Origin of the sequence: Micromonospora zamorensis (assembly GCF_900090275.1) — a bacterium.
GTDB lineage: Bacteria > Actinomycetota > Actinomycetes > Mycobacteriales > Micromonosporaceae > Micromonospora > Micromonospora zamorensis.
The window spans coordinates 6,275,350-6,286,441 of record NZ_LT607755.1 but is presented as its reverse complement, the minus strand read 5'-3'; the positions used below and the strand labels follow the sequence as shown (position 1 = coordinate 6,286,441).

At 69.7% G+C, this 11,092-nt stretch carries 10 protein-coding genes; 3 read left to right on the top strand and 7 right to left on the bottom strand.

Annotated features, from left to right (window positions below; all coding sequences use genetic code 11):
• Nucleotides 1-52 precede the first annotated feature (52 nt).
• On the bottom strand, nt 53-1,999 hold the full coding sequence (gene gyrB / locus GA0070619_RS28125; protein WP_088950809.1) for a DNA topoisomerase (ATP-hydrolyzing) subunit B: 1,947 nt from the start codon (nt 1,997-1,999) through the stop codon (nt 53-55).
• A gap of 521 nt (nt 2,000-2,520) precedes the next feature.
• Here gyrB and GA0070619_RS28120 point away from each other — a divergent pair.
• Entirely contained in the window at nt 2,521-3,075 is a 555-nt protein-coding gene (locus GA0070619_RS28120) for a hypothetical protein (protein ID WP_088950808.1), read from the top strand.
• Here the strand turns inward: GA0070619_RS28120 and GA0070619_RS28115 are convergent.
• Nucleotides 3,060-3,560 carry a MarR family winged helix-turn-helix transcriptional regulator gene (locus GA0070619_RS28115; protein WP_088950807.1) on the bottom strand — a complete coding sequence of 167 codons (501 nt, stop codon included), beginning with the start codon at nt 3,558-3,560 and terminating at the stop codon, nt 3,060-3,062. The two genes, GA0070619_RS28120 and GA0070619_RS28115, sit on opposite strands and share 16 nt — an antisense overlap.
• A gap of 104 nt (nt 3,561-3,664) precedes the next feature.
• On the opposite strand from GA0070619_RS28115, the gene GA0070619_RS28110 reads away from it, so the two are divergent.
• Nucleotides 3,665-3,892: a hypothetical protein gene (locus tag GA0070619_RS28110; protein WP_088952106.1), complete on the top strand. Its 228-nt coding sequence runs from the start codon at nt 3,665-3,667 to the stop codon at nt 3,890-3,892.
• Between the two features lie 7 nt (nt 3,893-3,899).
• On the opposite strand, the gene GA0070619_RS28105 is transcribed toward GA0070619_RS28110, so the two are convergent.
• The 5 genes from GA0070619_RS28105 to dnaA all read right to left on the bottom strand — a co-directional run bounded on the left by GA0070619_RS28105 (nt 3,900) and on the right by dnaA (nt 10,277).
• On the bottom strand, nt 3,900-4,511 hold the full coding sequence (locus GA0070619_RS28105) for a DciA family protein (protein WP_088950806.1): 612 nt from the start codon (nt 4,509-4,511) through the stop codon (nt 3,900-3,902).
• Entirely contained in the window at nt 4,501-5,634 is a 1,134-nt protein-coding gene (gene recF / locus GA0070619_RS28100; protein WP_088950805.1) for a DNA replication/repair protein RecF, read from the bottom strand. Before recF ends, GA0070619_RS28105 begins: the two co-directional genes overlap by 11 nt.
• 16 nt (nt 5,635-5,650) lie before the next feature.
• Complete coding sequence (gnd, locus tag GA0070619_RS28095) at nt 5,651-6,523, bottom strand: phosphogluconate dehydrogenase (NAD(+)-dependent, decarboxylating) (protein ID WP_088950804.1); 873 nt, start codon at nt 6,521-6,523, stop codon at nt 5,651-5,653.
• A gap of 40 nt (nt 6,524-6,563) precedes the next feature.
• A complete protein-coding gene (dnaN, locus tag GA0070619_RS28090) occupies nt 6,564-7,697 on the bottom strand; it encodes a DNA polymerase III subunit beta (RefSeq protein WP_088950803.1) in 1,134 nt (377 codons plus the stop codon).
• 777 nt (nt 7,698-8,474) lie between these two features.
• Nucleotides 8,475-10,277, bottom strand: a complete 1,803-nt coding sequence (gene dnaA, locus GA0070619_RS28085; protein WP_371409959.1) for a chromosomal replication initiator protein DnaA — start codon at nt 10,275-10,277, stop codon at nt 8,475-8,477.
• Between the two features lie 652 nt (nt 10,278-10,929).
• Between dnaA and rpmH the strand changes: the two genes are divergently transcribed.
• Nucleotides 10,930-11,067 (top strand): 50S ribosomal protein L34, encoded by a 138-nt coding sequence (gene rpmH / locus GA0070619_RS28080; protein WP_007453904.1) that lies wholly within the window; start codon nt 10,930-10,932, stop codon nt 11,065-11,067.
• Nucleotides 11,068-11,092: the final 25 nt, after the last annotated feature.

Here is an 11,092-nt window from a genome sequence, read left to right as displayed (position 1 = left end):
CTGTGGATCGGTGGATCGACCGGGAAGCACCCGGCCGATCCACCGCGATCCGTCAGATGTCCAGGAACCGCACGTCCTTGGCGTTGCGCTGGATGAACGACCGGCGCGCCTCGACGTCCTCACCCATCAGCACACTGAACAACTCGTCGGCGGTCGCCGCGTCGTCGAGAGTGACCTGACGCAGGGTACGCGTCGCCGGGTTCATCGTGGTTTCCCACAGCTCGGGATAGTTCATCTCGCCGAGGCCCTTGAAGCGCTGGATGTCGTCCGGCTTGGCGTTCGGCTTCTTCTGCTGACGCAGCGCGATCAGACCGTCCCGCTCGCGGTCGGAGTACGCGTACTGGGCGTCGTCGCCCTTCTTGTTCCACTTGATCTTGTAGAGCGGCGGGGCGGCCAGGTAGACGTTGCCCATCTCCACCAGCGGACGCATGAAACGGAACAGCAGGGTGAGCAGCAGCGTCTGGATGTGCTGGCCGTCGACGTCCGCGTCGGCCATCAGCACCACCTTGTGGTACCGCAGCTTTTCCATGTCGAAGTCGTCGTGGATGCCGGTGCCCAGCGCGGTGATCAGCGCCTGGACCTCGTTGTTCTTGAGCACCCGGTCGATCCGGGCCTTCTCCACGTTGAGGATCTTGCCGCGGATCGGCAGGATCGCCTGCGTCCGCGGGTCGCGGCCCTGCTTGGCCGAGCCGCCGGCCGAGTCGCCCTCGACGATGAACACCTCGGACTCACGCGGGTCGGTGGACTGGCAGTCGGCCAGCTTGCCCGGCATCGAGCCGGACTCCAGCAGCGACTTGCGCCGGGCCAGCTTGCGCGCCTGCTGCGCGGCGATCCGGGCGCGCGCCGCCTGGGAGGCCTTCGTGATGATCATCTTGGCCTCGGCCGGGTTGCGGTCGAACCAGTCGACCAGCCGGTCGTTGCAGACCCGCTGCACGAAGCTCTTCACCGGGGTGTTGCCCAGCTTGGTCTTGGTCTGACCCTCGAACTGCGGGTTGGCCAGCTTGACCGAGATGATCGCCGCGAGCCCTTCGCGGATGTCCTCGCCGGAGAGCTTCTCGTCGCCCTTGAGCAGCTTCTTGTCGGTGCCGTACCGGTTGACCACGCTCGTCAGCGCGGAGCGGAAGCCTTCCTCGTGGGTGCCGCCCTCGTGCGTGTTGATCGTGTTGGCGAAGGTGTAGACCGACTCGCCGTACGACTCGTTCCACTGCATGGCGATCTCGAGCGACATGCCCTCCTCCTCGGCGATGAACTCGACCACGGTCTTGTGGATCGGGCTCTTCGAGGCGTTGAGGTGTCGGACGAAGTCGGCGATGCCACCCTCGTAGTAGAAGGTCACCTCGCGCTGCCGGCCGTCCTCCTCCTCGGCCACCCGCTCGTCGAGCAGGTGGATGCGCAGGGCGCGGTTGAGGAAGGCCATCTCCTGAAGGCGTCGGTAGATGGTCTGGAAGTCGAAGTCGACGGTCTCGAAGACGTCGGGGTCCGGCCAGAAGGAGACCGCCGAGCCGGTGCGGTCGGTGGCCTCGCCCTTCTCCAGCGAGCCCGGCTTGGAGTGGGTGTAGTGCTGCCGCCACACGGCGCCGGACTTGTGGATCTCGACGAACATCTTGGTGGAGAGCGCGTTCACCACGGACACGCCGACGCCGTGCAGACCGCCGGAGACCGCGTACGCCTTGCCGTCGAACTTGCCACCCGCGTGCAGGATCGTCAGCGCGACCTCGACACCCGGCTTCTTGAGCTTCGGGTGGAGGTCGACCGGGAAACCACGGCCGTTGTCGGTGACCCGCACGCCGCCGTCGGCGAGCAGCACCACGTCGATCGTGTCGCAGTATCCGGCGAGCGCCTCGTCGACAGCGTTGTCCACAACCTCCCAGACGAGGTGGTGCAGACCGCGCTCGCCGGTGGACCCGATGTACATACCGGGCCGCTTGCGGACCGCCTCCAGACCCTCAAGAACGGTGATCGACTCTGCGCCGTACTCCTGCTTGTCCTGCGCTGCCACCCTCGGCCACTTTCTCGCGTCATCCACGCCGGTAGGGCGCGTCGGGCGCGGGTTCGGCGGACAGGACGCGACGTCGGCGCGCGGACCGGTGCCGGAGACCTCCGGACAGCGGGTCGAACGCGCCGGTCGCCGCGGTTGCCCGCGGATCGCGATCGGCTCGACCCGACGTGGAGAATGAATCTGGGGCCACCGGCCCCGTCTCTCTCCCACACCGGGTCTTCGTCTCGCTGTCAATCCTACTGTGCGCGGGGGACAGAACCACCACTCGGCACCCTCAGAGAGGCGGCTGAGATGTCCGTAGCCGGCAGAACCCCGCTGCCCGCGACTCCCCCCACACGCCAGGGTCCGATCGCACGCGCCGTCCCCGAACGGGTTGACCCGCGCCCGGGCGGGTCGGGGGTCGCGGCCAAAGCATCCGTGCCGTACGTTTGCGGCGCCCCGGAACCAGCCTTGATCTTTACCGGCCGGAACCGGGACGATCGACCCGATCGACCCGACACGTGCTCTTTAAGAGGTGACAGATGGGGCTGGACAACGTCGCGGTGCACTGGCCGCGGACCGGCCGCTTCTACGACCCGGTCGCACCGGCCGAGTTCGTCGACTTCGGCGAGATCGTCGACCTGCCGCGAATCTCCGCGCCGACGGCCGCCCTGGCCGAGCTGATCGCGAAGACCGGCACCATCCGGGCGACCGCGTACACCGAGCTGGTGGATCTGCTCCTCGGCCTGGAAGGTGTGTTGTACGCCACAGACGCCGCCGCCGAGGACGAGGACCCGGTGATCGATCCGGACGGCTGCTCCTGGATCGCCAGCGGCATCGAGAGATTCGTGGCCGGGCACCGTCCCTACGGCGAGGCGGTCACCTTCGAGTCGGTGAGCACGGTGCTGCGTTCTCTGCTTGGCGACGGCAGGCTGGCCGAGCAGCAACTGCGGTGGCTGGAGACCCGGCTCGACGCGCTGCGCGACGAGCGCGGCGACCCGCCGCAGTGGAACTTCACCTGCGCGGAGCTGGGCGTGCTGGCCGCGTTCTACCGGCGCTGCGCCGAACGCGGTTTCGCCGTCTACGCCGACGCCTGAGCCGCCGCGCCGGCCCCCGGCGAGGTCGGGTCGCCGCCCGGTCGGTTGGCCGCCGCGATGACCTGTGTGAGCACCGCGTGCAGGTGTTGCAGGTCCTCGACGGGCAGCCCGAGTCGCTGCACGATCGCGGCCGGGATCAGCTCGGCCTGCCCTCGCAGTGCGGCGCCGCTGTCGGTGAGGGTGACGGCGAGGCTGCGCTCGTCGCTGGGGTCGCGCTCCCGGCGCAGGTAGCCGGCTGCTTCGAGCCGCTTGAGCAGGGGTGACAGGGTGCCCGGATCGAGCTGCAACAGGCGGCTGAGGTCGCGGCCGGACAGCGGTGCGTGCTGCCAGAGCGCCAACATGACCAGGTATTGCGGGTGGGTCAGCCCCATCGGCTCCAGGAGTGGGCGGTAGACCGCCACCACACTGCGCGCGGCCACCGAGAGGGCGAAACAGACCTGCTGCTCCAGCGCCAGCGGGTCGACGCCTTCCGGTCTCTCGCTCATCGGTTGCCCTCCTGATGCACGATAGCTATCGTACCAATCATTGGTGTACCAACCATTGGTAGGCCAACAGTTGCGGGACCACACGACGCAGGAGAGTGCGGCAGATGAGCGAGGACGGCGCGGTCACCAAGGCCCCGGGCGAGGGCGGCCGATTCCTGAGCTGGGCCTTCCGGCACCTCGCCGGCCCCGCCGAGGGGGTGAAGGGCGCGGTGCAGGGCGGCTCGGCCGAGGCCCGCGACGCGTGGAAGCGCGACCTGGCCGAGCGCAAGCGCTTCACCCGGGAACAGCGCGAACGCAAGCGGGCCGACCGCGAGGCCCAGCGGCGGAGCTGAGGCGCCCTCAGCCGTACGTGTCGCGTGGGCCCCGCCCGCGTACCCGGCGCGGCCCCTTCGCCCAGGAGGGCGCGGCCGGGCCGTGGATGTGCAGCTTGCGCACGACGTTGTGGCCGACCTCGCTGGCGATCTGCTTGAGCAACGAGCCAGCGAGCAGCCGCAGCTGGGTGGCCCAGGCCGTCGAGCGCGCCTCCACTGTCAGCTCACCGTTCTCCAGCTTGACCGGGCGACTGTTCTGGGCGACCTCCGCGCCGACGACCCGCTCCCAGGCGCCGAACACGGTGGCCTCGGCCGCCGGCTGCTGCCAACCACGCGCCTTCACCAACCGGTTCAGCACGGCACTGAGCGGCTGGGGATCGCGCGGGTCGGGGCCCGGGCCCGAGTAGCCCCGCAACCGCCGCCCTGAGCCGCCGGCAGCGTCGCCGCCTCCGCCGCCGGGGGCACGTCGGGCGCGCGCCGCCTGCTGCCGCCGGGACAGCGCAGCGTCGAGCACCGCCCGGGCCAGCTCCGGCCCGCTGGCGGCTGCCGCCGGCTCACCGCCCGTCGACTTTCCCCCGGGGGTACGCGCAGCGTCGCCCTTTCCGGCCTCGGGACTGTTGGTGCGTGGCTCATCCGACACGGCGTACCGTCCCTTCGCCAACCTGATAGCGGGTGCCCCGCAGAGCGGCTGGCACGTCGTCGTCCACCGCGCAGGTGACGAGCAGCTGACTCGCCCCACCGACCAGCTCCGCCAGCCGCTCCCGGCGGCCGGTGTCCAACTCGGCGAACACGTCGTCGAGCACCAGCACCGGCTCGATGCCGTCGGCGCGCAGCAGGTCGTAGCCGGCCAGCCGCAGCGAGAGCGCGAACGACCACGACTCGCCGTGGCTGGCGTACCCCTTGGCGGGCAGTGGCCCGAGGGTCAGCGCCAGTTCGTCGCGGTGCGGGCCGACCAGGGTGGTGCCCCGTTCGATCTCGGCGGAGCGGGACGCGGCCAGGGCGGCGGTCAGTGCCTCCGCCAACGCGGCCCGGTCGGTGGTCGGCTCGGCCAGCTCGATCGAGGGCCGGTAGGCGATGCTCGCCGCGCCCCGACCGGCGGCCACCGCGTCGTACGCCTTGGCGACGTGCGGGGTGAGCGCGGCGACGAGCTCCAGCCGACCGGCGAGCAGCTCCGCGCCGTGCTGGGCCAGGTGCGTGTCCCAGACGGCGAGGGTGCCGAGGTCACCGCCCCGGGACCCGCCGGTCTTGCGAGCCAGGTACGCGGTGCGCAGCAGGGCGTTGCGCTGCTTGACCACCCGCTCGTAGTCGGCCCGCACCCCCGCGTACCGGGGTTGGCGGTTGACCAGCAGGTCGTCCAGGTAACGGCGGCGCTCGGACGGGTCACCCCGGACCAGCTCAAGGTCCTCCGGGGCGAAGAGCACGAGTCGCAGCGCGCCGAGCACGTCCCGGGCCCGCCGTGCCGGTGACCGGCCCAGCCGGGCCCGGTTGGCCTTGCCGGGCACGATCTCCAACTCGACCAGGAGTTCCCGCCCGTCGTGGACCACCGCGCAGCGGATCACCGCCGACGCGGCGCCCATCCGGACCAGCGGCGCGTCGGTGGCGACCCGGTGCGAATCCAGGGTCGCCACGTAGCCCAGCGCCTCGACGAGATTGGTCTTGCCGACGCCGTTGGCGCCGATCAGGACGTTCGCCCCCGGCTGGAGGTCGACGGCCACCCGCTCGTACGAGCGAAAGTCGACCAGTTCCAACCGTTGGACGTACACAGGGTGTGGATACCGCTCAGCGCTTGTGGACGGCGTGGCCACCGAACTGCTGACGCAGCGCGGAGACGGCCTTCATGGCGGGCGAGTCGTCCTGCCGCGACGCGAACCGGGCGAAGAGCGAAGCGGTGATGACGTTCAGCGGCACGGCCAGCCGGACCGCCTCGTCGACCGTCCACCGGCCCTCGCCGGTGTCCTCGGTGTAGCCGCTCAACTCGGCCAGCTCCGGGTCCTCGTCCAGTGCCCGGTCCAGCAGGTCGAGCAGCCAGGAACGGACGACGGTGCCCTCCCGCCAGGACTTGATCACGCCCGGCACGTTGGTCACCAGCTCGGAGGCGGCCATCAGCTCGTAGCCCTCGGCGTAGGCGTGCATCAGGCCGTACTCGATGCCGTTGTGCACCATCTTCGAGTAGTGCCCGGCACCGACGGGGCCCGCGTGCACGAAGCCGAACTCGCCCTCCGGCTTGAGAGCGCTGAAGATCGGCATCAGCCGGTCGACGTGCTCCTGGGCGCCGCCGACCATGAGCCCGTAGCCGTTCTGCCGGCCCCAGACGCCGCCGGAGACGCCGACGTCGAGGTAGCCGATGCCCCGCTCGTTGAGCCGCTCTGCCCGGGGCGCGTCGTCGCTGAACCGCGAGTTGCCGCCGTCGATGATGATGTCGCCCTCGCCAAGCACCTCGGCCAGTTCGTCGATCGTCGCGTCGGTGACACCAGCGGGCACCATGACCCAGACCGCGCGGGGCGACTCAAGCTTCTCTGCCAGGCCCGCGAGGGTCGTCACGTCGCTGATCTGCGCGTTGTGGTCGAAACCGACAACGTCGTGACCAGCGGCGCGCAGCCGCTCCCGCATGTTGCCGCCCATACGGCCGAGTCCTACAAGGCCGAGCTGCATGTGTTTCTACCTCCGTGGATCTGGGTGTTGCTGGGCGCGATCAGCGAGAGACGCGGATCGGCATGATGAGGTACCGGTACCCCGGAATTACCTCGCCATCCTCGTCGGCGGGAGAGATCACCGCGGGCTTGAAAGCGTCGACGAACGAGAGAACGGCGGTCTGGGAGCCCAGGTTGGCCAGGCCGTCGATGAGGTACTGCGGGTTGAACCCGATGGTCAGCGCGTCGCCGGTGAAGGTGGCCTCCATCGCCTCGCTGGCCCGGGCCTCCTCGGAACCGCCGGCCTCGACCACCAGGCCGTCGGCGCTGAAGCTGAGCAGCACCGGGGTCGTGCGCTCGGCAACAAGCGCGACCCGCTTGACGACCTCGATCAGGGTGCTGACCGGCACCCGGGCCGCGGCGTTGTGGGTGGCCGGGAAGAGCGAACGCACCGGCGGGTAGTTGGCGCCGTCGAGCAGGCGGCTGGTGGTGCGTCGGGTGCCGCCGGCCAGACCGACCATGCCCTCGCCGGCAGCGCCCTGGGCGAGGGCGAGGGTGACCTCGCCGCCCAGCGGGCCGAGAGCCTTGGCGGTGTCGTTCAGGGTGCGGGCGGGCACCAGGGCGTTGATGCTCACGTCGGGGTCGTCCGGCCGCCACTGGATCTCGCGCAGCGCCAGCCGGTAACGGTCGGTGGCGAGCATCGACAGCGTGTTGCCGGACAGCTCGACGCGGACGCCGGTCATCATCGGCAGGGTCTCGTCCCGGCCGGCCGCGATGGCCACCTGGGAGACCGCCGTGGCGAACGCGGCGGCGTCGACAGTGCCGGCGCTCTGCGGCATCTCGGGCAGCGCGGGATAGTCCTCCACCGGCATGGTGGGCAGGGTGAACCGGGCGCTGCCGCAGACCAGCTCGAGGTGGGCGCCGACCGCGGCGATGTCGACCGGCTTGGCCGGCAGCGCCTTGGTGATCTCGGCGAGCAGGCGGCCGGAGACGAGAGCGGCGCCGTCGGCGTCACCCTGCACCTCGACGGTGACCTGGCTGGAGACCTCGTAGTCGAACCCGGAGACCCGCAGGTTGCCGTCGGTGACGCGGAGCATCACCCCGGCCAGCACCGGTACGGATGGCCGGTTGGGCAGGCTCTTCGCGGTCCAGGCTACGGCCTCAGCGAGCGCGTCGCGCTCTACTCGGAACTTCATCAATGCCTCCGCGTCGACGTCAGCGACAACTCTCTCATGCCGACCGCTGCCTACCGTCCCGCCCAACCGTGCGGGTACCCATCGCACCTTAGGGCGCGTAGGCATCGGCTGTGCGCCCGACCCCATGGATCGTGTCGGTGCTGACCGGCTGATCCGGCAGCGTTCGGCCCGATCCACAGAAAGCCCAACGGTGATGATTGGTTTTTGTTCTCTTAGAAGAGATAACTCATCGTCTTCATCGCACCTGTGCAAACTGTGGACAACCCGGGTCTGCGCAGCTCAGAGAGGGTATCCACAGGTGATTTAGCTGTGGAGAACCGGGGGTACAACTGGCTCGCGTGTCCACAGCCCGCTCCGGCCGGCCGGTTGTCCACCGTTGTCCACCGGTTGTCCACCGGTAATCCACCGACTTTCTCCCCAAGCCTGTGGATCACGGTGAAGATCACCATTGCCTTCATCCCCAGAACCTTCAACAGCTCATGCACAGGTGGACCGTCATCGGTGGATAACGTGACCGTTGTCCCCAGGCGTCCACAGCTCCGTACACAGGGTTTCTCCACAGCCTGTGGGTAACCGGCGAAAGACGGACCGTAGTTATCCACCGACGGTGGATGACGAGCTGTGGACAACGAGTGGGCATCGAGGCGGTCACGGCCTCAATGCTGTGGTCTGCACCATGTCGAGAGTCCAGCCGAGGACGAAAAAAAGACCGCCCGGCCGGAGATTCCGGCCGGGCGTGTCCCGAACTGAGTGCCGTCGCGACGGCTGGCGTACGCCTCAGCTGTTCTGCTTGATGCGGTTGGTCAGCTCGGCGATCTGGTTGTAGAGCGAGCGGCGCTCCGCCATCTGCTGACGGATCTTCCGGTCGGCGTGCATGACAGTGGTGTGGTCCCGGCCACCGAAGGCCTGCCCGATCCGGGGCAGTGACAGCTCGGTCAGCTCCCGACACAGGTACATGGCCACCTGGCGGGCGTTGACGAGCACCCGCGACCGGGACTGACCGCGCAGGTCCTCCAGGCTCACCCCGAAGTAGTCAGCGGTCGAGGCCATGATCTGGTCGGCGTTGATCTCCGGCCCGGCGCCGTCGGGCATGAAGTCCCGAAGCACCTCCTCGGCCAGGGACAGCTCGACGGTCGACCGGGTCAGGCTGGCGAACGCCGTCACCCGGATCAGCGCCCCCTCCAGTTCCCGGATCGAGTTCGACACCCGGGACGCGATGAACTCCAACACGTCCGGCGGGGCGTACATCCGCTCCTGCGCCGCCTTCTTCTGCAGGATCGCGATCCGCGTCTCCAGGTCCGGCGGCTGGATGTCGGCCAGCAGACCCCACTCGAACCGGGTTCGCATCCGGTCCTCAAGGGTGGCGAGCTGCCGCGGCGACCGGTCGGAGGTGATCACGATCTGCTTGTTGGCGTTGTGCAGCGTGTTGAAGGTGTGGAAGAACTCCTCCTGGGTGCGCTCGCGGTTCTCCAGGAACTGGATGTCGTCGATCAGCAGGATGTCGACGTCGCGGTAGCGCCGCTGGAACGCACTGGTCTTGTCGTCCCGGAGCGAGTTGATGAAGTCGTTGGTGAACTCCTCGGTCGAGACGTACCGGACCGAGCGGGCGTTGCCGAGCGTCGTGGCGTAGTGCCCGATGGCATGCAGCAGGTGGGTCTTGCCCAGGCCGGAGTGGCCGTAGATGAACAGCGGGTTGTACGCCTTCGCAGGCGACTCCGCCACCGCCACGCTCGCCGCGTGCGCGAACCGGTTGGACGAGCCGATGACGAACGTCTCGAACATGTACTTCGGGTTGAGCCGGTTGCCGCCGGTGTCGGCGCCGGGCAGCCGGCGGTCGTCGCGGCCACCCGCGCGATGGTCCACACCGCTGCGGCCCGGGCCGCTGTCCGTTCCGCTGTCCCGGGGCAGCGCGCGGATCACGTGCTGGTCGCGCGGCGACGCCGAGTCTTCCCGGTAGCGGGGCTCGTAGGGACGGGTGTCCGGGCCCGGCTGATCCAGGCGACCGGTCTGCTCGTCGTAGCCGCGCCGGTCCGCTCCAGGTCGGGGCGACCGCATCGGCTCCGCGAAGGAGGCACTGAACAGCGCCTCCTGCCCGTCCCTGCTGGCGGGGATCATCCCGGGACGATGCGCGTCGACGCTCGGCGCGAGCGGCGGACCCGCGGGTGCGGGTGGCGCGGCCGGCTCGGGCGTACGCGGCGCGTGTGACTGCTCAGGGATCAGGGCATCGGCATGCGTCCGAGCGCCCTGGTCGTCGTCGAAGGATGCGGCAGCCTGACCCTCGACGTCGAACGGGCTGGCTTCCGGAGCGCTGCGGTAGACAGTGCCGGCGGGTCGGCCCGTGGCGTCCTCCGCGACCCGAACGGTGACCGCCACCTGGATCGGCCGGCCGAGCCGGCGGGTCAGCGCCTCGGTGATCGCCGGGCGCAGCCGGGACTCGATCACGTCGCGGGTGAACGCGTCCGGGACGGAGAGCAGCGCGGTGTCCTCGACGATCGCCCGCAGCCGGGTCAGCCGGAGATAGGCACGCTGCTGGGCGGAGATGATCTCGTCGGCCAGCTCGTCGGTCGCCGCTAACCACACTGCGGCAAGGTCGGTCGTACCGGCCACCGTCGTGCCACCCCCTCGCCTCTGCTCCCGGCCGCCGCTGTCTGCCAGCCGGCCGTCCCGGGCCCGCCGCGTTCGCGGGTGGAACAACACCCACCTGACGGTCGACCGGTGGTCATCCACAAGTTATCCACAGCCTGTGTACCGACCGATTGTGGCCGCCCGCCGGACGCGGGTGGGACCTGCCCCTGCCTGAACGGGCGCTGAAGCGGGTTCACCGTGCCGAACGATTCACTGCCTTGTCCGGTCTTGCCTGTGCGACGACCGGAGCTTCCGACGCTCACCGCAATCGGGCACGGTAACAGCGTTGTCCCTGCGCCATCAACCGGCGACGCGGCGGCACCCTTCTCGGCATCAGCGAAAACCGCCCTTCGGCCCGGGCGCGTCCCGTTGGCCGCTCCTCGGGGTGTTTGACGGTCATTGCACCCCTGCGTAGGCTGGAACGGTTGCTTTCTCGCCCTCTGCTAGGGTGATGGGTGCTTGCTGTCCGCGGTCGCATCCCCCGCACCGCCGAGGTTCCGCTCCGCCGGACAGCACCGATCGTGGGCCACCGTCGAGGTGGCCTGGACCACCACACGACCCCGGCGATCCCGTCGCACGGGGCGCGTACGAAAACGGAGAGCCTGACGTGAGCAAGCGCACCTACCAGCCGAACAACCGCCGGCGCGCGAAGACCCACGGCTTCCGGCTGCGCATGCGCACCCGTGCCGGCCGTGCCATCCTCTCGAGCCGTCGCGCCAAGGGTCGCACCACCCTGTCGGCCTGAGCCGACCGGGCCGGTCCAGGGAACG